This is a genomic window from Clostridium sp. 1001283B150225_161107_B6 (assembly GCF_015556325.1).
In the GTDB taxonomy this organism is placed as follows: domain Bacteria; phylum Bacillota; class Clostridia; order Lachnospirales; family Lachnospiraceae; genus Enterocloster.
This window is the reverse complement of sequence record NZ_JADNMD010000012.1, coordinates 125,753-148,137: the sequence shown is the minus strand read 5'-3', so window position 1 is coordinate 148,137 and position 22,385 is coordinate 125,753. Positions and strand designations below refer to the sequence as shown.

At 51.2% G+C, this 22,385-nt stretch carries 17 protein-coding genes; 4 read left to right on the top strand and 13 right to left on the bottom strand.

Going from position 1 to position 22,385, the window contains the following annotated elements; genetic code table 11:
- Positions 1-4: 4 nt before the first annotated feature.
- The 4 genes from I2H39_RS22775 to I2H39_RS22760 all read right to left on the bottom strand — a co-directional run bounded on the left by I2H39_RS22775 (position 5) and on the right by I2H39_RS22760 (position 6,606).
- Entirely contained in the window at positions 5-1,225 is a 1,221-nt protein-coding gene (locus tag I2H39_RS22775) for a TolC family protein (protein WP_195627605.1), read from the bottom strand.
- Between the two features lie 77 nt (positions 1,226-1,302).
- Positions 1,303-2,463 carry a TolC family protein gene (locus I2H39_RS22770; RefSeq protein WP_195627604.1) on the bottom strand — a complete coding sequence of 387 codons (1,161 nt, stop codon included), beginning with the start codon at positions 2,461-2,463 and terminating at the stop codon, positions 1,303-1,305.
- Between the two features lie 18 nt (positions 2,464-2,481).
- Positions 2,482-5,487 (bottom strand): efflux RND transporter permease subunit, encoded by a 3,006-nt coding sequence (locus I2H39_RS22765; RefSeq protein ID WP_195627603.1) that lies wholly within the window; start codon positions 5,485-5,487, stop codon positions 2,482-2,484.
- 3 nt (positions 5,488-5,490) lie between these two features.
- The gene (locus I2H39_RS22760; RefSeq protein ID WP_138311538.1) at positions 5,491-6,606 is read right to left on the bottom strand and encodes an efflux RND transporter periplasmic adaptor subunit; all 1,116 of its coding nucleotides are present in this window, start codon (positions 6,604-6,606) and stop codon (positions 5,491-5,493) included.
- 288 nt (positions 6,607-6,894) lie between these two features.
- Here I2H39_RS22760 and I2H39_RS22755 point away from each other — a divergent pair, with 288 nt between their 5' ends.
- From I2H39_RS22755 to I2H39_RS22745, 3 genes are all read left to right on the top strand, one after another.
- Complete coding sequence (locus I2H39_RS22755) at positions 6,895-7,569, top strand: response regulator transcription factor (RefSeq protein WP_195627602.1); 675 nt, start codon at positions 6,895-6,897, stop codon at positions 7,567-7,569.
- Complete coding sequence (locus tag I2H39_RS22750; RefSeq protein ID WP_195627601.1) at positions 7,566-8,633, top strand: HAMP domain-containing sensor histidine kinase; 1,068 nt, start codon at positions 7,566-7,568, stop codon at positions 8,631-8,633. The genes I2H39_RS22755 and I2H39_RS22750 overlap by 4 nt, the downstream gene beginning before the upstream one ends.
- A gap of 360 nt (positions 8,634-8,993) precedes the next feature.
- Entirely contained in the window at positions 8,994-10,196 is a 1,203-nt protein-coding gene (locus I2H39_RS22745) for an MFS transporter (protein WP_195627600.1), read from the top strand.
- A 56-nt stretch (positions 10,197-10,252) separates the two neighbouring features.
- Here the strand turns inward: I2H39_RS22745 and I2H39_RS22740 are convergent, their stop codons facing one another.
- The 6 genes from I2H39_RS22740 to I2H39_RS22715 all read right to left on the bottom strand — a co-directional run bounded on the left by I2H39_RS22740 (position 10,253) and on the right by I2H39_RS22715 (position 18,723).
- Complete coding sequence (locus I2H39_RS22740) at positions 10,253-11,593, bottom strand: HAMP domain-containing sensor histidine kinase (protein WP_195627599.1); 1,341 nt, start codon at positions 11,591-11,593, stop codon at positions 10,253-10,255.
- Positions 11,586-12,296 (bottom strand): response regulator transcription factor, encoded by a 711-nt coding sequence (locus tag I2H39_RS22735; protein ID WP_195627629.1) that lies wholly within the window; start codon positions 12,294-12,296, stop codon positions 11,586-11,588. The genes I2H39_RS22740 and I2H39_RS22735 overlap by 8 nt, the downstream gene beginning before the upstream one ends.
- A gap of 162 nt (positions 12,297-12,458) precedes the next feature.
- Positions 12,459-13,832: an ABC transporter permease gene (locus tag I2H39_RS22730; protein WP_195627598.1), complete on the bottom strand. Its 1,374-nt coding sequence runs from the start codon at positions 13,830-13,832 to the stop codon at positions 12,459-12,461.
- The gene (locus I2H39_RS22725) at positions 13,829-16,198 is read right to left on the bottom strand and encodes a hypothetical protein (RefSeq protein WP_195627597.1); all 2,370 of its coding nucleotides are present in this window, start codon (positions 16,196-16,198) and stop codon (positions 13,829-13,831) included. The genes I2H39_RS22730 and I2H39_RS22725 overlap by 4 nt, the downstream gene beginning before the upstream one ends.
- A gap of 2 nt (positions 16,199-16,200) precedes the next feature.
- Positions 16,201-16,902: an ABC transporter ATP-binding protein gene (locus I2H39_RS22720; RefSeq protein WP_138311551.1), complete on the bottom strand. Its 702-nt coding sequence runs from the start codon at positions 16,900-16,902 to the stop codon at positions 16,201-16,203.
- A 477-nt stretch (positions 16,903-17,379) separates the two neighbouring features.
- Positions 17,380-18,723 carry an MATE family efflux transporter gene (locus I2H39_RS22715; protein WP_195627596.1) on the bottom strand — a complete coding sequence of 448 codons (1,344 nt, stop codon included), beginning with the start codon at positions 18,721-18,723 and terminating at the stop codon, positions 17,380-17,382.
- Positions 18,724-18,846: 123 nt separating this feature from the next.
- Here I2H39_RS22715 and I2H39_RS22710 point away from each other — a divergent pair, with 123 nt between their 5' ends.
- Complete coding sequence (locus I2H39_RS22710) at positions 18,847-19,413, top strand: PadR family transcriptional regulator (RefSeq protein WP_195627595.1); 567 nt, start codon at positions 18,847-18,849, stop codon at positions 19,411-19,413.
- Here I2H39_RS22710 and I2H39_RS22705 read toward each other — a convergent pair.
- The 3 genes from I2H39_RS22705 to I2H39_RS22695 form a co-directional block, all read right to left on the bottom strand.
- Positions 19,376-19,729, bottom strand: coding sequence for an MGMT family protein (locus I2H39_RS22705; RefSeq protein WP_195627594.1), 354 nt, complete (start codon positions 19,727-19,729; stop codon positions 19,376-19,378). The two genes, I2H39_RS22710 and I2H39_RS22705, sit on opposite strands and share 38 nt — an antisense overlap.
- A 229-nt stretch (positions 19,730-19,958) precedes the next feature.
- Positions 19,959-20,651 carry an L-ribulose-5-phosphate 4-epimerase gene (locus I2H39_RS22700; protein WP_195627593.1) on the bottom strand — a complete coding sequence of 231 codons (693 nt, stop codon included), beginning with the start codon at positions 20,649-20,651 and terminating at the stop codon, positions 19,959-19,961.
- A gap of 46 nt (positions 20,652-20,697) precedes the next feature.
- The gene (locus tag I2H39_RS22695) at positions 20,698-22,308 is read right to left on the bottom strand and encodes an FGGY-family carbohydrate kinase (RefSeq protein ID WP_138310946.1); all 1,611 of its coding nucleotides are present in this window, start codon (positions 22,306-22,308) and stop codon (positions 20,698-20,700) included.
- Between the last annotated feature and the right edge of the window lie 77 nt (positions 22,309-22,385).

Here is a 22,385-nt window from a genome sequence, read left to right as displayed (position 1 = left end):
CCATTTAACTGATACCTTTTACATCCCAGCAATAAGATTCATAGGCCGCCACCAGATTCATGGAGGCGGTTTCTTTTGCCGCCTTTTTCTCCAGATAGGATGCCTGGCCCTCCAGGTATTCCGTGTTGGTCAGCAGTCCTGCCTGCTGTTTTCTCTGGAGTCCTTCATAGGACAGCTGCGCGCTCCGGAACGCAGTGAGGGCCGCCTCATAGGCAGTCTTCCTGGCCTGTAATTCCTGGTAGGAAGCCAGGAACGCCGCCTCCTTTGTCCCCTCCGCTTCATCCACCAGCTTAAACCTGATGTTGATTTCAGTGGTGCTGCTGGCTGAGGTGTGACGGGCGTTCTGCACACTCTTGTCATTTCCCATGGCCCTGACTTTATCGCTTTCATAATCCACAGCTTCAATGGCTGCCATATCCGGTTCCGGTATGGTCCCTATGACCGCCTGGCTGCTGGCTTCAAGTCCCAGCATGGTAAGCAGCTGCTGCCTCAGCTCCCTGGCCTGGAGATTGAGGGATTCCAGGGAATTCCTGGCCGTGTCCAGGCTTTTCTGTGCTTCCTTTAGCTGGGCCTGGGTGGCGGAACCGGCTGCCTGCTTTCTCGCCATGGCCTCCCAGGCTGCCTGCAGGGATTCCGCCCTCTTTTCCTGATATTCCACGTTCTGCACCATCTGGTTGTAGGAATTCATCAGGGTCTGGGCTGTCATGGTAAATGTGTCCGCAGACTTCTCCAGGCTCCGTGTGCTCTTTTCGCTGGTCATGGTATCCAGCTGGCTGTATATACGGCTGGCCAAGGATTTTAACATGGCTGCATTGGAGGCGTAAACTCCGGCTGTCTGGCTGTCCTCATCATCCATATCCTCTGCCTTATCCTCCATGTTGTCCTGCTCCCGCTTAAGGGTATCCCATATTTCCTGATAGGCGTTTACATTGTCCTCATAATCCTCTATGCTCTCTTTTAAGGACAGGTTTCCCTGTTTCAGCAGTTCTCTCAGGTTGCTGTATTCTATGTGTATGACATCGGCTGTATTTTCTGTGTTATCCAGGGCTGCGGCCTGGACTGTATCCTGGGCCGCAGCCTGGACTGTATCCTGGGCAGCATAGACAGCCCGCATGCCTGTTCCCCACAGGCACAGGACCGCGGCTAAAAGGAACATCTGCGCCCTGTTTCCCTTATTCCTGCTGCTCTTATCCATGCTGCTCTCTTCATTACTTCGGTTCTTCATTTCTGTCTCACCTCTGTTCCATCTGACATGTTCCTGCGCCTTACCTGTTTCTCAGCTGCCTACAAATCTCCCTCTCTCTACGACACGGATGCCAGTCCGTCCACCGACCACCGGTAATCCAGCTGTGCCTTGAGAAGGGCCAGCTTCTGTGTCCGCACATTGACCTGGGCAGCTGCGAAGGAGGACTGCTGCGTAACATAATTGTTTCTTGTCATGGTCCCGGCCGCCATCTTGCGCTCTGCTGTCTCCATGGCTGCCGCCTCAATCTCATACGCCTTAAGAGCCTGCTCGTAGTCGGATTTGGATATCATCATGCTCTCATACGCATTCTTTATACTGGAAGCAGCTGTCTCCTTCTGGCTCTTTAAACTCTGCTCCAGGCTGGACTTGTTGGTGCCGCTTTTTGCATTGGCTATTTTCTTTTCCAGTATCCTCAGGCTGTAATTATTTTCCACTCCCCTGGATACATCCTCCTCCAGGCTGATGTCTGACATTCCCTCCAAATCCGGCTCCGGCACATCTCCTATATCCACCTGGGCGCCGTAGGTCCATCCCAGCATGAGACAGAGATTTTCTTTTGTCTGTCCCAGACTGCTCCGGGCCGACAGCAGGGAGGCATCCGCTGATGTGACGGCTTCCTGGGCAGACAGTACCTGGGCCTGGGTTGACATACCGGCGTTCAGGCGGGTAAGCGTCTGGTCATAGGATGACTGGGCCTGTATCTTATTCTGTTCCAGGCTCTCCAGGCTGTATGTCTGGCTCCAGTAGCTTATCATCAGCTCCTGGGCTTCCTTCACCAGACCTGCCTCAGTCTGGTCGTATCCCAGCTTCTTGATATCCCCGTCCTCCACATTGTCATCTCCCTGCTCCCGCAGGTTATCCGCCTGAATCTGGCTGCTCAAATAGGAGGACAGGCGGCTGGCATAGTCTGAATCCGACGAATCCGGATATTCCAGGCTGCCGTATATATCATCGGCAGCATCATAGTAATCATCCGCAATATCATCCGCATCCTCTCCCCGGAAATCCTCATACTCCAGCTGGTTCTGAATCACCGTGTTATTGTATACATGAATCAGGTCAGCTATCTCCGTAAATTCCAGCTGGTTATCCCTGAGGGAAGCCCACTGCTCTGCGGTATAGGCAAACTCCGGGGTACCGGCCCACGCCTGCACCGGCATGGCGCCAAGGCACAATGCCGCGGCCAGGCACCCGGCCCCTATCTTTCCATATCTCATTTAATTGACACCTCTTTCTTAGATATCCAGCACCACACGCTTCTTATCACCGTTCATCAATGCATAGTAAATCGGCAGGATAAACAGGGCCACTGCCACGCCCACGCTGAGCCCGCCGATGTTGACAATGGCCAGGCCCTGGGTGGTGGAACCGCTGTCGCCTATGGCCAGGGCCATGGGAATCATGGACAGTATGGTGGTAAGGCTGGTCATCATGATGGGCCTTAAACGTGTGGCTCCCGCCTCAATCAGGGCTGTTTTTAAATCCATGGTCATGCGGTACTGGTTCACCGTATCCACGTACAGGATACCGTTGTTTACAACTGTTCCAACCAGAATCAGGAATCCCAGTATGGAAGTCATGCTGATGCTGACTCCCGTAATCTGCAAAAGGCCAAAGGAGCCTATAAGGCTGAAGGGTATGGTAGTCATTACCATAAAGGAAAACTTGGGGGACTCAAACTGAGCCGACAGCACCACGAATACCAGGAATACAGCAACGGCAATGGCCTGGTACAAGGCTGCAAATTCCTCCTGCATCATACGGTTCATGGAGTTTACGCCTTTCTTTATGGTGCCGCTTAAGTTAGGGCTTATGACCTCGCTGTCTATGGCTGACTGGACATTTCCCCCTGTATAATCTGCTGTAATGGTTATCTCATATGCCTTATCCGTCTTGGAAATGGAAGCCGGGCTGTCCTTAAAATAAATCTCCGCCACATCCGTCAGGCCCACATAACCCCCGGAAGGCTTGGAGAGTATGATATCCTTCATCTGGCTGACAGTCCGGTACTCATCCTCCGGATATTCCGCCATCACGCTGACTTCCCTGCCATCCACATCCAGGGTGGTCACTTCCTCGCCGTCCATCATCTGTTTTACCTGGGAACCAATCTGGGATGCCGTAAGCCCCTCTGCCGCCGCCAGTACCGGGTCCACCTTTACAGTGACCACAGGCGCTGTATTTTCTATACTGGAATGGACGTTCTTTACATCGTCCCTGGCCGTCATCTCCGCCACAATCTTATTGCTGACTTCCTGAAGTTCATCGTAATCCGTGCCGTTGAGAATGACTTCATATTCCCTGCTCCTGCTCATGAAGCTCATGGATGAGGATGCATCCACTGTCACGGTGCAGTTATCCAGGTCCGCCATCTCTGTTTCCCACTGCTCCACCACCTCATCGGTACTCATCTCCCTGTTATCCCTCAGATAGGCTGTTATGGTACCGCTGTCATTGTTGTAGCGCAGCATGTAGGATTCCACATCCGGATGTCCTTTGACAATCTCCTCTGCACGGGTCAGCATGGCGTCGGCATTTTCCGACAGCAGGCCCGGCCTTGTTTCTATGGAAACGCTGACCGTTCCCGTATCATCCGCAGTCATAAGCTCGGTTTCCATCCCGCTGGCCAGAAAATAGGCTGCAATCACAAGGATTACAGATGCAATCATGATGACGGCCTTGTGGTTTAAAAGTCCGGGCATGATGCGGCGGTATCCGTTCTGTATCCGCTCCATGGGCCGGGACATGGGCGCCTGCATCCTCTCCTGCGGTTTATAGGCCATATAGGTAAGGGGGACAATGGTAATGGCCGACAGGAAGGAAGCGCACATACAGAATACGATGACATATCCCATGGAGCCGAACATCTGCCCCGACATTCCCTGCAGGAATACCAGGGGAAGGAAAACCACGCAGGTGGTGGCCGTGGAACCAAGGATAGACTGCAGCACAATGTTGGTGCCGGACAGGGAAGCCCTGGCATATCCCAGCAGCCCCTTGTCCTCCTCTGTCTCTATGGCCCTGAAGCAGCTCTCCAGCACAACAATGGAGTTATCCACCATCATGCCTACGCCCAGCACCAGACCGCTCATGGTAATGATGTTCAGGGAAAAGCCAGCGCCCGTCATCAGAATCAGGGATACCAGGATAGAGGTGGGTATGGAGCTTCCCACTATCAGGGAGGCCTTATAATCTCCAAAGAAAATGAATATGATAATCATGGAAATAACAGCTGCCAGCACCAGGGTAAGGGCCACATCCTTAAGGGAACTGAGAATGCTGTCCGCACTGTCCCTGACTATCCGGATATTCAGATTCTCATCATTCGCCTCCAGGCTCTCTATGACCTCCTGCACCCCGGATGACACATCCATAGCAGTACTGCTCTGCTGTTTGGTAATGGAAATAGAGATGGTGTCCTCGCCGTTATAGCGGGAAATGCCTCCCCTGCTCTCTTCTGCCTCATAAACCCTGGCAATGTCCTCCAGATATACAATCTTTCCGCTGGAGGTGGTGATGGGGACTTCCTTCAGGGCCTCTATGGTCTCATGCTCCAGGGAGGTGGAGACAGAAAGCTCCAGCTTTCCGGATACGGCATCGCCGGAAGGATAGGAAAGATTGGCCGTACTCATGGCTGTGGACACGTCGTTCATAGTCACCTGATACTGGGCCATCTCATCGGACTGAAGCTCGATTTTATAGTATTCCGACTTTCCGCCCATGGCCTCCACCTCCGCCACAGAGGAAATCTGCTCCAGCAGGGGCACCACGGTCTGGTCCACATAGTCGTACAAATCCTCCTGGGAGGGATTGGATATGGAAAGCATCATGGTGGTGCCCGCATTGTTATTCATCTCCATGACAGAGGTTTCCGCATCGTCAGGAAGCTGACGGCTCAGTGCGTCCAGACTCTGGGATAAATCATTGTATGCGTCGTCCATATCGGTTCCGTAATCATATTCCAGCATAATCATGGCCCTGTTCTCGCTGGAGGTGGAGCTCATGCTTTTTACGCCCTCTATGGTTCCCACCTGGTCTTCTATGGGCTGGGTCACCAGTTCATCAATGTCCTCAGGACCTGCGCCGGAATAAGAGGCTATGATAATCAGCATTGGCTGGTCCGTGTCCGGCATCTGCTCCAGCGTGGCATTGAATACGGAAGATATACCGAATACCAAAAGGCAAAGCAGTGCCATGACCGTCGCCACCGGACGTTTTAATACAAACTTTGTCAATCCCATGGTTTATGCCTCCTGTTCTGCCTGTGACTGCGTATCTTTGCTGTCTTCATCCCTTAAACGGATTTTTGCCCCTTCATACAGGTTGGAACTCCATGTGCTCACCACCATGTCGCCGGCTGACAGGCCGGAAAGAATCTGGGCATGCTCTTCGTCTTCCAGCCCCACTTCCACCTGGGCCATGGCAGCGGCGCCGTCCTGGTACAGATAAACATAGGCATTGCCCCCGCTGTAATAGATGGCATCAATGGGTACCACCATTGTATCCAATGCGCGTTCCGTTACAAGGTTTAATTTTACCGTGCTCCCTGCTGCGATTTCCTGGGTGTTTTCAATCTGGGCCTTTACCTTAAACAGCCCTGTGTCTGCATCTACCATGGAATTGATTTCACTGATATATGCTTTGTATGTAGTACCGTTCTTCTGGATTTCCAGCTCATCGCCCACATTGGCATTCTGCATCATGCGCTGGGTCACGTAGAAGGAAACTATATTCTCACCCTCTCCGGCAATCACGCACAAATCCTGGGACTGGCTCACCCTGTCATAGACCTCCACGTCAAAGCTTTCAATCTTTCCGTTAATGGGAGAGGTGATGGAACTGTACTGCACCTGCCGTTCGTAGGCCAGCTTGGCGGACTCATACTGGAGCTGCGCAGATTTCACCGCATTGACATACTGCTCGTATTCCTGCTCTGACAAATCCCCGCCGCTGTAGAGAATCTGCATCCTTCTCAGGTTGCTCTGGGCCTCTGAAAGGGATACGGAAGCAGAATCCATGGAGTTCTTAGCTGTCTCCACCTGCTCCGTATCAATCTCAAACAGGACCTGGCCCTGTGTCACCACGTCCCCTGCCTTCACATACACTGCCGTTACATCTCCTGCTGCTTTTGCATAGATATGAACCACGTCAGAGGGCTCCACTGTGCCGGTAAGCCCTGTGGTAAGAATGATATCTCCTATGGACGGCTGCTCCGCCCTCACCACTGTGACCGAAGCCTCCTGTCCCATAGGCATTCCGCCCTTTGATTTATTTCCGCCTTTCATAGCAATCAAGGCCGCAGCCAGTATGACGATGATTCCGGCCGCAATGCCAATCTTGATTTTTCTGCTTTTGCTCATATCCAATCTCCTTTGCTGGTTTACTCAACTGATTCCTAATATTAAAGGTTGAAGATTAATTCAACATTAACAAAACCAGCCTGTGAGCCATTTATTTCGCCTTATTCTGTGAATTTTTTGTGACTTTACTGTGTGTCTGCCTTTTAGTTCTGATTCATAAAACTTCTAATAAGCCAATCTCTTGATTAAAAAATGAATATTCTTCGATTTCCTGACAATTCGTTTATGTTTACTTTATAAAAAGGTGTTATATATGTATAATGAAGTGTAAGAGGGAGGTAACGGAACATGTTTCAGATACTGGTTGCGGAAGATGACAGGAACACCCGAAGGCTGATGGAGGCTGTGCTGAAGGAACACGGATACCATCCCATCCTGGCATGCGACGGCCTGGAGGCCTTGAAATTATTAGATACCCATCATGTGGACCTGGTAATCCTGGACATCATGATGCCCGGCATGGACGGCTATGAGCTCACCAGGCAGCTGAGGGCAACGGATTACACCCTGCCCATCCTCATGGTCACTGCCAAGCTGCTGCCTGAGGACAAGCGGAAGGGCTTCATCGTGGGAACAGATGATTATATGACAAAGCCCGTGGATGAGGAGGAAATGATTCTGCGCATCCGTGCATTGCTTCGCAGGGCCCAGATTGTAAGCGAACGGCGCATCACCATGGGAGATGTGTGCCTGGACTACGATTCCCTGACCGTAAGCCGGGGGAATGAGAGCCAGACCCTGCCCCGCAAGGAATTTTATCTTCTCTACAAGCTCCTGTCCTATCCCGGCAAGATATTTACCCGAATCCAGCTCATGGATGAGATATGGGGCATGGAGTCCCAATCAGACGACAATACCATCAATGTACACATAAACCGGCTGCGGAAGCGTTTTGAGGACTATCCTGAGTTTACAATTGAAACCATACGCGGCCTGGGCTATAAGGCGGTGAAAAACCTATGAGACACAAAAACGGCCGCAAGCCGCTGGGTACCATGACCCTCATCCTGACTGCAGGGATTTTCCTAATCATGCTCACGGTCATGACCCTGCAGGGATTTTTAATGTATTTATACTGGAGGATTTTCTACCAGGCTGACATCCCCATTCCCCAGTTCTGGCGCCCCATCCCCTTACTGGCCGTGCTCAGCGCCGTGGTGGGTGCCGGACTCACCCTGCTCCTGAGCCGCATCCCCCTCAAACCCATCCGGGACCTGATTGAAGCCATCAACCAGCTGGCGGACGGCAACTTCAAGGTACGCATCCATCTGGAGCTGAACCGGGAATTTGAACGGCTGTCCGAAAGCTTTAACCGCATGGCCCAGGAGCTGGAGAATACGGAGCTGCTGCGCTCAGACTTCATTAATGATTTTTCCCACGAATTCAAAACCCCCATCGTATCCCTGAGGGGCTTTGCCAAGATACTGAAAAATGACAGTCTCACCAAGGAGGAACGGGACGAATATCTGGATATTATTATAAACGAATCCAACCGCCTGTCCCAGCTCTCCACCAACGTGCTGAACCTGTCCAAGATAGAGAAAATGAGCATCCTGTCCGATATGGAAACCTTTGACCTGTCGGAAGAAATACGCCAGTCCATCCTGCTGCTGGAATCAAAATGGCAGAAAAAGGAACTAGAACTGATTATTGACTTGGATGAACTGGAATACCATGGAAACAAGGCGCTTCTGAACCAGGTATGGATTAACCTGATTGACAATGCCGTCAAATTTTCCCCGCAAAACGGAAAAATAAAGCTGAAGCTGCACCGGATAAAGGACCAGATTGTTTTCCAGATTATGGATAATGGATGCGGTATGGATGAAGAGACAAAAGACCATATATTTGACCGGTTCTACCAGGGTGACAGTTCCCATACAACGGAAGGGAACGGTATCGGCCTGACTGTGGTGGAAAAAATCATCCACCTCCACAAGGGCAGCATCCAGGTCATCAGCGAGGCTGGCATCGGCACCACCTTCACGGTAGACCTTCCCATTGAACCCTCACCTTCCAGCCTGTAAGTCTGTTCTGGGGTATTATCACCCCGGATACATTTACCTGGAATCAATTCCTTTTGACATATCCCGCATTTTCTGATATGATAACTGTACTTTACAAAGAGGAGGGCGTTTGATGTATTTATCCATTCGTTTAAGATAAGCAGCAAGTAAATAAAACCTTACATGGTTTTTTTGTTGTGCCTGTTTTACGGATGAGATGCAGATACGCCTGATATCATTTCGTATATTATGTGAATTGTCCGCCGCTGACCCCGGGGACAGTTTTCTTTCCGTATGCAGGCAAGGCAGATAAGACCATATTGGTTTTATCTGCCTTTTTAGGTGTTTGAAACTGATTTAATACAGAAAGGATACTTTCATATGAATGACTATTCAAAATGGAAACAAAAGTTCCTGACCATTGCAGCGGGCCAGACTGTTTCCCTTATCGGAAGCTCCGCTGTCCAGTTTGCGCTGATTTGGTGGCTGGCCAGCGAAACCGGCTCCCCTTTAATGATGGCATTATCCGGCCTGGTGGCATTTCTGCCCCAAATCTTTCTTGGTCCTTTTGCCGGAGTGTGGATTGACCGCCTGAAGCGTAAATATGTGGCCATTGCTGCGGATATGTTCATCGGCCTGACAGCCGTGGTCTTTGCCGTCCTCCTGTGGCTGGGCCATCCCCCGTACTGGTCTGCCTGCGCGGTTCTGGGCATACGGGCCGTGGGAGGCGTATTCCATACGCCTGCCATTCAGTCCATCGTACCCCAGCTGGTGCCTCCGGACAAACTGGTCCGGGCCAATGGGTGGAACCAGTTCATGCAGTCCGGCGCTTTTATGCTGGGACCTGTCATAGGAGCCGCCATGTATGCCGCGCTGCCTCTTCCCGTCATCCTGCTGACTGATTTTATCGGTGCAGCAGCTGCCAGCCTTACCATGGCAGCAGTAACCATACCGGAGCCGGAACACAGCCATCAGGGACCCCCTCATTTAATCCGTGAGATGAAGGAGGGCCTGGGTATCTGCATGAGTGACCGAAGACTGATGAAACTGACTGCGGCCGCAGCCATTACCATGGTGTTCTACCTGCCCCTGGCCTCCTATTACCCCCTGATGTCCAGCACTTATTTTAAGGCCAGCGCATGGCATGGCAGCGCAGTGGAATTCCTCTATGCCTTTGGCATGATGGTATCCGCCATGATATTCGGCAGCTTGGGAAAAGTAAATAATAAACTGAAAGCCTCCTACCTTGGACTGGCAGGAAGCGGCATCACCTGTTTTATCTGCGGCATCCTGCCCCCTGATATGCGGGCCTGGTACGTCTTTGCAGTGACCTGCATGTTCATGGGCGGCTCAGGCAGTGTTTACAATATACCATTCATAGCCTATCTGCAGGAAACCATACCTGCCGAAGCCCAGGGGCGGGCCTTCTCCCTTTTGGGAAGCATCATGTCCCTGGCCATGCCTGTGGGCCTCCTTATATCCAGCCCTGTGGCCCAGATTTTCGGGGTAAATATGTGGTTTTTGGTGGCTGGAATCGGTATCCTGGCGGTTGTGGCTGTATGCGGCCTTTCAGGAAATGATTAGTACAGCATTGTACAGTTAACCGTGATATGGCACCTGCTGTCTTACACAACGCCGTACTATGGCCTGTCAGAAAACTCATTTCCTCCATCTGCACACCCTAGCGGAAAGCTTATCTGCGTCCGGAAGAAATCACCCTCCTGTCCGCTGAAAAAGCTTCCTCCGTGGGCCTCCATGATTTTAGCGCAGGTCTTAAGGCCGATTCCGCTGCTCTCCTTTGCCTCCGCATTCTCTGCCGCGTAATTGCCAATGCAGATGACGAGACAATCCGCCCGCTGCCGGTAGGACACGGTTACCGGGCGGTCCCTGTCCGCATATTTTAAAAGATTGGAAAAGATGTTTCCGAATACCCGGCGGCACAGATTGATGTCCGCCCAAAGCCTGCAGTTGATTTCATCGGAGCTGCGCCTGATGTCAAACCCCTCGCTTTCCATGTCAAAAAGGCTCTCCTCCACGATTTGTCCCAGGAACTCAGCCCCATTGACCTCCTCTGCCTCCAGCTCCTCCCGTTCTCTTCCATATACAATGAAATACTCAAACAATTTATCCGAAAGCTCCTTTATCTGGTATGCTTTATCCCGGATGGAATTCAGATACCTTCTCTGCCGTCCCCTGTCTTCCTCCTTTTCCATCTGAAGTATGTCCACATAACCCAACAGGCTGGTCAGGGGGGTCCGCAGGTCATGGGACATGGCTGTGACCAGTTCACGGTTTGCCTTTCCTGCTTCCTCCTCCTTCTTCTGCCGTTCTTTGATGGCACAGCGCATGGCATCAATCTCCCATGCAAGGGAGGCAAGCTCATCCTTTCCCTTCACCGTAATCCGGTAATCCAGGTCCCCGCCCTTCAGTATCTGTATCTCCTGTTCCATTAAATCTATATATCTGATTTTTCCGCGAATCAGCATGACCAGTACAAGGGCAAAGACTGCCATGGATATCACACCGCCCAGCACGCTGGCAGCAGTATAGTAACCGTACTCCATATAATAGCTGATTCCTGCCTGGGCTGTTCCGTCTGCAAATTTCACCTCATAGAGCCACGCGGTATCCTCCCATTCATCCATGTCAGGAACCATCACCATCACCTTGGCATCATTACTGTACTGAAATCTGCCGTCTTTATAAATGGATATGAGAAGATTCTTTTCCCCTGAGGCCCACTTATCCAGCATCTTACTGTCATGCACGGACAGCCTGTTTTCCGTCACATAAGCCTGAAGCCGTTCCACGCCTGCCTGCTCCCTCAGGTTCATTCTCTCTTCGCTGTAAACCACCTGGTCCAGAAAGCTAAAAAACAAGGTGTTAAGGGCCATATAGAGAGCCAGGGACACAAGGGCAGATGCCACTGCTGCCAGTGCAAGCTCTGTTCCCAGTCTGCTGATACTCCTTCTTCTATTCAATCCGGTACCCCTTTCCCCATACATTTACAATATATTTGGGATTCTTTGGGTCTGTCTCCAGCTTTCTTCGGAGATTTCTGATATGGACCATCACCGTATTATTGGCGCTGTAAAAGTACGCCTCCCCCCACACGCTCTCATAGATATTCTCAATGGTAAACAGTTTGCCCCGGTTGGACGCAAGCAGCAAAAGGATACGGTATTCCAGGTCTGTGAGAAAAATCTCCCCTCCGTTTTTCATGACCTCGTTGAATGTTTTCTGAATGACAAGGTCCTGTATGGCTATCGTCTCCGCTCCGTCCCCCTCTTTTCCCTTGTACACATGATACCGGCGTATCATGGCTTTTACCCTGGCAGCCAGCTCTGCGTAGGAAAATGGCTTTGCCAGATAGTCGTCACCCCCTGCCCCGAATCCCATTGTCTTATCGGAATCCTGGGTGCGGGCCGTAAGGAACAGGATGGGAGTGTTTAACTTTCTGCGTATCTCTGCACAGGCTGAGAACCCATTGCGGCCCGGCATCATCACGTCCAGTATGATTAAATCGAATGTGCCGTCTGCCATGGATGCCGCCTGCTCCCCGTTCTCTGCTTCCACAACCTGGTACCCCTCACTCTCCAGCAGGATTCTCACTACCTCCCGTATTTCGGGGTCATCATCTGCAAATAATATCTTCCGTTTGTCCAACCTGACACCTCTCTCCATAATCACGCTTTTACCGTACATCTTTTCACATGGGATGTATCAGCCATGTAAAGCTATCTTCCATTATAGCTCAGACATACCATCTCTTCCACCAGAATAAACGGATACATTTAACTATTTTCTTTCATCTTTTTTGCTGCCCTTTCCTGACGCCCTTTCCTGTCAGTCATGTTTGATTGCCTCCAGCGCTGAAATCTTCACTGCTTTGCTGGCCGGATAATACCCGGCCCCCACGCCCACTGCTATGGAAAACAGGACCGCAAACAGGGAAAGCCACCACGGTATCACAGATAATCCGGAGGGCGTGTCCGCCATGTCCGTGTCCATGACTCCCATGACCATGGAAGAGGATGACATGCCTTTGGAGGTCATATTCATGATAAATGATATGGCGTAGCTGAACACAGTACCTGCCACTCCCCCAAAAAGCCCGATACAGCCTGCTTCCAGCAGGAATATTCTCCTTATGTCCCTGACAAAACACCCCAGTGACTTCATGACGCCTATTTCCCTGGTCCGTTCAGATATAGACATAATCATGGTATTGGTGATTCCCAGGGCAGCGACGAACAGGGAAATGGCACCCAGGCCGCCCAGCATCATCTGCTTCTGTCTGGCCTCCTGTTCCATGGGCTTGCGGATGGTTTCCATGGAACTGGTCCGGAATCCCATACGCTTTATTTCCGCCTCCGCCTCCGCCACCCGGTTCATATCCTTTACCTTGACCAGGGCGCCTGAATACCCCTTTTTCCACTCCGGTTTTTTTCCGTTAAGCTTTGCCTGCTGGTCCAGCAGAGTCTTAAGCATTTCCAGGTCCATCACAAGGCCCATGGATGTCTCCTCGCCTTTTCCGTAATCCTCCTTCATCCTTCCTGCGGCTTCCAGCCGGCGGGTGATTTTCCTGTCGTCTTCCTTATCACTGCTGATATCCAATGTATAAGATTCTTTCATGGAATCAAAATAAGGCGGGGGCTTCACAGGCATTCCGTTTTTATCCAGATTATCATATCCGCTGTACATGTCCACCGTATTCCTGCCCGGGGGCCTCTTGGTGTCCTCAAACATATAAGCAAAATTCTCCCCCACAAAGACACTGTCTCTTCCCGCCTTATCCCATGCCCCGTCTGTCAGCCTGTATCCCATGGCCTGGGCCGCCTTTATGTCAATCCCTACTATGCTGGTGTAGGTTGACTTGTAGCGGCGGTTCCGTCCTGCATACAGGGTGATGGGGATGTTTTCCGCCGTAAGCCTTGGCGTCACTGCTTCCACTGACTCCATTTCCTTTAAACGCCGGATTGCCTGGTTATCCAGCTTTGCCGAACGGCTCCCTTTGCCGGCCGCATAAACATTGATGATGGTCAGGTCTCCCATCTGGGCCAGCATGCTCTTCTGGGCCTCCTTCATTCCAATTCCAATGGATATCATAATGACCACGGAACAGCAGCCGATGATAACTCCCAATACAGTGAGAAATGTCCTGCTCTTGTGACGGGTCAGATTTTGGATACATATGGTAAATAAATCCTTTGTTTTCATGATTCATCATCCTCTTCTTCCAGCTCATCCCAGCCATTCTGACCGGGATTTTCCCTTTGAACATCTAATCTCCCGACTTTCTTTTTCTTTATCCACAGGACTCCTGCCAGCAATACGGCGGTAAGCATACCTGCCGGCAGCTTCCAGTCCATTTTCCTTCCTCCATCCGTTTCCCCGTCCATTATATCCGCACCTGCCAGTTCCTCGGCAGCGCCTTCTTTCACCTGGAATGTCACAGGAATCTCCATAGTCCGTATCTCCATGGACTCATCCTCATATGTCACCTTTACCTTGCCCTCAAAGGTTCCTGTCTTTTTCGGGGTTGCTATAAAGTCAATGGTCCCGCTTTTTCCGGCATCAAAATTCCCCAGGTTCAGGCTTCTGTCAATCACCTGGATATCGCCTTCCAGACTTGCCTCCACATTGTAGACCTGTCCTCTCCCCTTATTCACATAGGGAAGTGAGATGGTGGTTTCTTCATTCTGACGTATTTCCTCCACAAAAGAAGGAGGACTCACATGGAACCGGTCAGGCTGGTAAACAGGTACTGCAATGGTCTCGGCGGCAGTGGACTGTTTTCTCTCTGTCTTATCAATATACTCGTATTTGCAGGATATGGTTATTTTCGGGGACTGTACCTTGGAATCCTTTGTCTGGAATAATGCCTGGACATCCACCTGCTGCGCTTTTTTCTCCCCGGGTCCCATCTTTGGAACGTAAAATGTGTTGGATGACGAGTTGATGGATAATCCCTCTCCTGTTTCCAGGGAAATGACTACATTTTCAATGGGCGATACCTGACTGGTATTCATAAACTCCATGCTCAGATGGAACACCTGTCCCGCTGAGACTTTATCGCCATATGTATAATTGGTGAGTATGATATTGGGCGTGGGGGCTCCCGGTGTGGCCGCCTTGCCATTGGTGGGCACCACAATACGCTCTGAATAGGTGCCCTGGACCGTTCCCTTATCTGTATCGTAGTCAAATTTTAATGTGACCCCCAGAAGCTGGGATGCCGCAGCCGACAGCTCTGCTCCTGCTTTAAGGTTCACCGGCACATCCACGGACTGGCCTGCCCCTATCTCCCCAATCTGCCGGGTGTCCGTTGCTTCCAGAAGGGATATCTGGTCATTGGGCTCAAAGGTGGCCGTGAGATTCCTGATTCCTTTGACCGTGTCCGTATTTTCCAGTTTTAAAAGAATCTGAAACGGCTGGCCGGAATTGACCGGCCCCATAGGTCCTCTGTCTATGCGCAGAACCGGCTGGCCCGCGGCGGTTCCTCCTTTTACAGGCAGAAGCACCTTCTGGGAAGAGGTGGCTGATGTCAGCTGTCCGCCTGAATAATAGTTATATTTTAATTCCAAATCAATGAGCTGGCTGGGGCCGGAAATATCCTGTCCTGCAATCAGGTTGAATTTGACCTGTCCGGTTCTCCCGGTATCCAGACGGTTAATGATTCTTGCGTTGGTGTCATCTCCTATGAACAGGGAACCTCCCGGTGTCACATTGACCACCATATCCTCAATATCCGCATCCCTGCTGGTGTTCTCAAGCTCCACTTCCAGCGTGAAATGGTCCCCGGGCCCCACCGGATTCTGCGGTGAGATTCTTCTGACTCTTATGATGGGCTGTCCCGTGGTGCTTCCCGTATCCCCATTTTCCCTGGGAGCCGACTCCTCGCATTCCGAAATGTTCACCTCCAGCTGTTCAGGAGGAATTCCCGAACTCTTAAATCCCACCTTCAGTCTCAGGGCATCCCCCCTGCCCGTATAGGTAAGCTTGGAAAATGTCACGGTAAACTCCAGGCCATCCTCCTTATCCGATGTAATCTTTACCTTTGGATTTTCCCCATTCCGGAAACTGTCACTCAGTTTTGTTACGGTTATGCCCCGTCTCCCCACCTCACTTGTCCTGACCCCATTGCTTCTTACATTGACCACCACCTTTGCCTGACGTCCTTTGCGCAGCACATCCAGGGCGTCTTTTGAACCGCCCAGGGCAAAAATCTCATATTCACTCACCCACAGGCTGCCGTTTCCTTCGCTGCCCTGACTTTCTCCCCCCTGCACTGCATTGCCGGAATCAGAGCCGGAACTTTCCATGTCTCTGCCTGGCTGTACTGTTCCTGTTTCAGATGCCCCAGCCCCGGCATCTTCTGTCCCGGCCCCGGCACCTTCTGCCCCGGCCCCGGCACCTTCTGTCCCGGCAGGACCGGTTTCACCATCCGTCCCTGCGGCGGCAATATGTTCCTGCGCCGCCGGACTGCCTGCCTCCTCTGCCATGGCGCTGCCGCACAGTCCAATTATCATAATAACTGAAATCATCACGGCTGCCGCCCTTTTTATCCTTCCCGCTATCTCCATCCTTACCGTCCTTTCCTTTCGTCTCCCGTTATGATTCCGTCCACCAGCGTCACGATTCGGTCTGCATACCTGGACATGCCCGGGTCATGAGTTACCAGTATGATGGTCTGGTTGAACCTTCTGGCAAATCCCATGACCATGTCCATGATTTCCGCTGTTGTTTTTGTATCCAGATTACCGGTAGGTTCATCTGCAAACACCACCTCAGGCCTGGACACAAATGCCCGGGCAATCCCGGCCCGCTGCTGCTGTCCGCCTGACATCTGTGAGGGATAGTGGTGAAGCCGGTGTGAAAGCCCTACGCGTTTCAGCAGTTCTTCTGCCATGGCCTCCCGCTTCTTCCGTTCCATCCCCTTAAACATCAGGGGCATGGCCACATTTTCAACCGCTGTCATGGACGGCAGCAGATTATAGGACTGAAAGATAAAGCTCATGTGCTCCTGCCGGAAGGCAGCCAGCTCCTCCTCGCTCATCCGGGAAATACTTTTTCCCCGGATAAACACCTGTCCGTCCGTGGGCTTTTCCATCCCGGCCAGCTGATTCAAAAGCGTACTCTTGCCAGAACCGGACGTGCCGAAAATACAGCAGACCTCGCCTTTATAAATCTTCAGATTAATCCGTTTGAGGGCTACCACTTCCTCATCCCCCATCCGGTAAACCTTCCGTACATTTTTAACATATATAATCGGTTTTCCATGCTCCATCATCTTGTCACTCCTCTTTTCATGGGCTCTATCATAGAAAATAATCCCATGGAAATTACCTCATATAAATCTTAAGAAATCTTAATTTCCCTCTTGCCTGTATTTTTGGATGGCTCTTTTCTATAATGGTTCCATATCAATGGACGGCAGACTGCGGCCTGCAGACGGAAAAGGCCGTGCCGCCGGATTTAAGGTCCATTGGGCACGGCCTCAGAATTACTGCTGCCAAAAATAAGATTCTCATAAGTAATTATTAAATATTTTCATATTTTATTAATAGGCTGCTCAAACTTTTGACATAACTGAACCCTATACTTGAATTATAGATAAACAAAACATCCTATTAATACAATATATAGCTTTTTCATACTCAGCCGGCACGACTCCCATCGCGCCGGCTCCTCTCCTTTTCAGGGTTCATTTCTTACTCTCCTGTTTCATCCTGCTGTATCACTGCTCACCCCCAAACAGCCCTGTTCATCCTCTTATATTCCGATTCAGACGGATTGCCATATACAGGGCTGCAATTGCGGAAATAATATCCGCCGCCGGCTGCGCATACAGAATGCCGTTTAATCCCCACAGAGCCGGAAGAACCAGGATAATGGGAACAAAACAGATTCCCTGCCTGCAGGCTCCAAGAAAAAATCCCTCCCCGGCCTTTCCCAGGGCCAGGAACAGGGAAGAATACACGGTGTAGAATCCAAACAGCAGAAAGGATAATCCGTTGGCCCTGAGAGCCCTCTGCCCTGTGCGTATCATCTCCATATCATCCTTTGTAAACCGCGAAACAACAGGTCCGGAGAAAACAGCCATGGTCAATCCGAATACACCGCAGAACAGGGTGGACCACACCACGGATGTCCTGATTGCCTCATGAAGGCGCTTATAGTTTCCCGCACCGTAATTATAACCTGCAATGGGCTGAAAACCTTTGATAAATCCAAACACCATCAGACTTCCCAGGGAAATCACCCTGGTGACAGCGCCCATTCCGGCAATCACAGAATCCCCGTACTGCTTTGCCTCCATATTAATCATAGTGATGGACAGGCTGGTCAGCAGCTGGAAGGCCAGGGTAGGAATACCTATTTTCAGTATCTCAGACATAATCTCTTTGGAAAAACAGCACTTTCTGAAGCTGAAACAAAAGATACTTCTTTTACAGATGATGTAATACAGGTAGACCAGAGTGGAGACTGCCTGTGAGATAGCCGTTGCAATGGCTGCTCCGGCCACTCCCAGATTCAGGACATAGATAAAAACAGGGTCCAGAATTATATTCAGGGCAGCCCCTGTCAGCAGGACGCACATGGTTGTCCTGGCAGCGCCCTCGCTGGTTACAATATTATTCATGGCGACATTAAACACATTAAATATGGATGATACCACATAAATCCCTGCATATGTAACGGCATAGGGAAGGATACTGTCCGTTGCCCCCAGGCATCTTAAGATTGGCTTCAAAAAAACCACTGCGCAGACAATAACCGCCCCGCCGACCAACATGCTGCTGTACAGGGCAGTGGCTGCCACCCTGTCAGCAGTCTCCCGGTCCCCGCTGCCTAACAGCCGTGAGATATAGGATGCTGCGCCGTTTCCAAAGAGCAGGCCCAATCCAACCACTGCCTGCCCCAGTGGAAATGCCACTGAAATCGCTCCCATCTGGCTGGTTCCAAGTCCTCCCACAAAATATGCGTCCACCAGGTTATACAGCGCATTAATCATCATTCCAACCATGGTGGGAAGTCCCATGGCTAACAGCGCCCTTGGTATGGGCGCGCTTCCCAGCAGCTCCATTTTCTTATTACGTCCTTCCATCTTGTACTCTCCTTTCACTTGACACAAGTTGTAAAATATAGTACTATAATTTATAGCAATTTGGCCATAGGGCACATACTACTATAAATTATAGTATTTGTCAAGAGAAAAAAGGAGGTCGTCATGGCAACCATAGATTTAATTGTGCTGGGTATTTTAAAAAAAGAATCCCTGAGTGCCTATGATATTCAGAAATTAGTAGAATACCGGAATATCTCGAAATGGGTAAAAATCAGTACCCCATCCATCTATAAAAAGGTAATCCAGCTGGAAGAAAAAGGATACATTAAAAGCAATATGATAAAAGAAGGAAAAATGCCCGAAAAAGCGGTCTATTCCCTGACAGAAACCGGTGAACAGGCATTTGAAAGCCTGATGCTGGAACTTGCGTCCAAACCCATCCACATCTTTCTGGATTTCAATGCCGTCATTGTGAATCTGTCAAGCCTGCCCCCGGAAAAGCAGGCATCCTGCCTGGACAGAATTGAACAGAACGTAAACATTTTAAAGACATACCTGGAAGAGAACATATCGCTGAAGGAACATTTGCCGGAGATTCCTGAGACAGGAAAGGCAGTACTGCAGCAGCAGTTCATCCTGGCCCAGGCAATTGAATCATGGATTGCCTCCCTGAGAAGTACTTTGCCGGAATTCATATCCCTTCCCGAGCAAACATCTCCTTCAGCCTGAGGGCGTCCTCCAGCGTATTCCTCCAGCCATCCCGTTTCATGTCCACACGTCCTTTTGCCGATACCAGGACCTCTTCCTCCTCCAGAAGCATTCTCTGCAGGTCCGGGTGTTCAAAGGACGCTGCGCCGGTCAGATATCCCTGTCCGTTGACCACACGGTGGGCCGGAACTTCTCCAGCCAGTCCGCGGTTCAGCGCGTATCCCACCTGCCTTGCATTTTTCGGTTTTCCGCAGAGCAGGGCGATTTGACCATAGGTGGCCACCTTTCCTTCCGGCACCGCCCTCACCGCAATCCCAACCCTTTTATAAAAATCCATCTTTTCCATCCTCCTGCAACAGACATTCTGTAAGCCCGCCATCAGACTCCTCATTATAAAAACATATCAACATTGTACCATGGCGGGTGCTGTTTTAACAGACCCGGCAAACAACAAAGAAGGCCCGCAGGACAAATCCCCGGAACCCGGGGACTGCCTCTGCGGGCCTTCTTACTATATTTCGCACATTCATCTGCCTGCTAAACAGCCAGGCGTCAGCCGGTATCATTTACTTTCCCTGTCCATAATAAGCATTCGGCCCATGCTTGCGCATGAAATGCTTATCCTGCATACACTGGGGAGCTGGCCCTGCCTGGGGATTGATAAGTTCCGTCATGAAATTCATCCTGGCAATCTCCTCCAGCACAACCGCATTGTGGACAGCCTCAGCCGCATCCTTTCCCCAGGTAAAGGGACCGTGGTTCTTGCACAGAACAGCCGGAATATAAACCGGATTTTTACCCTGGAATGTCTCTATGATGACCCTTCCCGTATTTTTCTCATAGCCATCCTCGATTTCCTCTGCCGTCAGGTTTCTGGCACAGGGAATCTCACCGTAAAAATAGTCTGCATGGGTGGTGCCATAGCAGGGAAGGGCCCTGCCCGCCTGCGCCCAGGCCGTTGCATGAGGGGAATGGGTATGGACAATACCGCCTATCTCCTTAAATGCATTGTACAGCTCCACATGGGTGGCTGTGTCAGAGGAAGGATTCATCTCCCCCTCCACCTTATTGCCCTCCAGATCCATAACCACCATATCAGATGGCTTCAATACATCGTAATCCACGCCGCTGGGTTTTATGACAAACAATCCCGTTTCCCGGTCAATGCCGCTGACATTACCCCATGTGTAGGTGATGAGGCCCCTGCGGGGCAGCTCCATATTGGCTTCATATACCTTTTGTTTCAGTTCTTCTAACATAGTCTGTATCCGCTCCCGTTCCTGTTAATCCTTCTATGCTCACAGCTTAATCCTTCATATGCTCCACAGCAGCCTTCTCAATGGCAAGGCCCTCTGCATACCGCTTCATGAATGCCTCGAATCCTTCCACATCCTCCTTCACAGGCTCCATTCTGGTTCCCTTGTCTCCTGCAAAGACCTTGTCTGCCAGGTAAGCGTCCAGGGTTTCGCCCTCTTCCCTGCACCTCATATAGGCGGCCAGCAGGGCAATGCCCCAGGCTCCTCCTTCCCCGGCTGTCTCCATGACAGAAACCGGCGCGTTCATGGCTCCCGCCAGGATTCTCTGGCCCACGCCCTTTGTCTTAAAGAGGCCGCCATGGCCCAGAAGGCTGTCCACCTTCACATGCTCCTGCTTAAGCAGGATATCCATGCCTGTCTTAAGGGCGCCTAAGGAGGTGTACAGGTGCACCCTCATGAAATTCGCCAGGCTAAACCGGCTGTCCGGCGTGCGCACAAACAGGGGACGGCCTTCCTCAAAGTGGGTAATGTGCTCCCCTGAGAAATAATTGTAGGCCAGCAGACCGCCGCAGTCAGGGTCGCCCTCCAGGGCCTTGTTGTAAAGGGTACCGTAAAGCTGGTTCATGTCCGCCTTCACGCCCATTGCCTCTGTAAACTCCTTAAACAGGTTCACCCATGCATTCAGGTCCGATGTACAGTTGTTGCAGTGCACCATGGCAACCATGTCGCCTGCCGGAGTGGTCACCAGGTCAATCTCCGGATACACATGCTCCAGCTCCTTCTCCAGTACCACCATGGCAAACACGCTGGTACCCGCGGACACATTGCCGGTGCGGACAGCCACGCTGTTGGTGGCCGCCATGCCGGTGCCCGCGTCGCCCTCAGGCGGACACATGGGAATGCCTGCTTTCAGGTTTCCGGACACATCCAGCAGCTTTGCGCCTTCTTCGGTCAGGACGCCTGCATCCTCTCCCGCCACCAGGGCCTTGGGCAGGATATCCCGCAGCTTCCACGGGAAATTCTCCCCTGCCACCAGTTCATCAAACTGCTCCACACGCTTCTGGTCAAAATCCCTGGCATGGATATCCACCGGAAACATGCCTGCCACGTCGCCGATGCCGAGGACGCGTCTGCCGGTCAGTTTCCAGTGCACATAGCCCTCCAGCGTGATAAGATAATCTATATCCTTCACATGCTCTTCCTTATTGAGAATGGCCTGGTACAGGTGGGCAATGCTCCATCTCTGGGGTATATTGTACCGGAATACCTCTGTCAGCTTTTCAGCGGCAGGTCCTGTAATGGTATTTCTCCAGGTGCGGAAGGGCACCAGAAGCTCTCCGTTCTTGTCAAATGCCATATAGCCGTGCATCATGGCTGAAAAACCAATGGAACCAATGGTGGTCAGGGTAATGCCGTATGTTTTCTGTACATCCTCAGCCATCTTACCGTAGCAGTCCCGGATGCCGTTCCAGATGTCCTCCAGGGTATAGGTCCAGATATGGTCCACGTACCTGTTTTCCCAGTCATGACTGCCGGAGGCAATGGGTGTGTGGTCCCCGCCGATGAGGACCGCCTTAATCCTGGTGGAGCCCAGCTCTATGCCCAGGGAAGTATTTCCATGCTCAATCTGTTCTCTTATGCTATTTATATCTAAACTCATGAATTCCCCTCCACTTGCTCATTAAGGAGCGGGCCGTTAAGAACACGTTGAACACATGCCCCCAGGGTCCGCCCCAT

Bases quoted from the DNA above. Each gene is read 5' to 3' on its own strand.
- I2H39_RS22730 (WP_195627598.1), bottom strand. From the start codon at position 13,832: ATGAAAACAAAGGATTTATTTACCATATGTATCCAAAATCTGACCCGT.
- I2H39_RS22720 (WP_138311551.1), bottom strand. From the start codon at position 16,902: ATGGAGCATGGAAAACCGATTATATATGTTAAAAATGTACGGAAGGTT.
- I2H39_RS22755 (WP_195627602.1), top strand. From the start codon at position 6,895: ATGTTTCAGATACTGGTTGCGGAAGATGACAGGAACACCCGAAGGCTG.
- I2H39_RS22775 (WP_195627605.1), bottom strand. From the start codon at position 1,225: ATGAAGAACCGAAGTAATGAAGAGAGCAGCATGGATAAGAGCAGCAGG.
- I2H39_RS22770 (WP_195627604.1), bottom strand. From the start codon at position 2,463: ATGAGATATGGAAAGATAGGGGCCGGGTGCCTGGCCGCGGCATTGTGC.
- I2H39_RS22700 (WP_195627593.1), bottom strand. From the start codon at position 20,651: ATGTTAGAAGAACTGAAACAAAAGGTATATGAAGCCAATATGGAGCTG.
- I2H39_RS22710 (WP_195627595.1), top strand. From the start codon at position 18,847: ATGGCAACCATAGATTTAATTGTGCTGGGTATTTTAAAAAAAGAATCC.
- I2H39_RS22765 (WP_195627603.1), bottom strand. From the start codon at position 5,487: ATGGGATTGACAAAGTTTGTATTAAAACGTCCGGTGGCGACGGTCATG.
- I2H39_RS22705 (WP_195627594.1), bottom strand. From the start codon at position 19,729: ATGGATTTTTATAAAAGGGTTGGGATTGCGGTGAGGGCGGTGCCGGAA.
- I2H39_RS22760 (WP_138311538.1), bottom strand. From the start codon at position 6,606: ATGAGCAAAAGCAGAAAAATCAAGATTGGCATTGCGGCCGGAATCATC.
- I2H39_RS22715 (WP_195627596.1), bottom strand. From the start codon at position 18,723: ATGGAAGGACGTAATAAGAAAATGGAGCTGCTGGGAAGCGCGCCCATA.
- I2H39_RS22750 (WP_195627601.1), top strand. From the start codon at position 7,566: ATGAGACACAAAAACGGCCGCAAGCCGCTGGGTACCATGACCCTCATC.
- I2H39_RS22695 (WP_138310946.1), bottom strand. From the start codon at position 22,308: ATGAGTTTAGATATAAATAGCATAAGAGAACAGATTGAGCATGGAAAT.
- I2H39_RS22735 (WP_195627629.1), bottom strand. From the start codon at position 12,296: ATGGAGAGAGGTGTCAGGTTGGACAAACGGAAGATATTATTTGCAGAT.
- I2H39_RS22725 (WP_195627597.1), bottom strand. From the start codon at position 16,198: ATGGAGATAGCGGGAAGGATAAAAAGGGCGGCAGCCGTGATGATTTCA.
- I2H39_RS22745 (WP_195627600.1), top strand. From the start codon at position 8,994: ATGAATGACTATTCAAAATGGAAACAAAAGTTCCTGACCATTGCAGCG.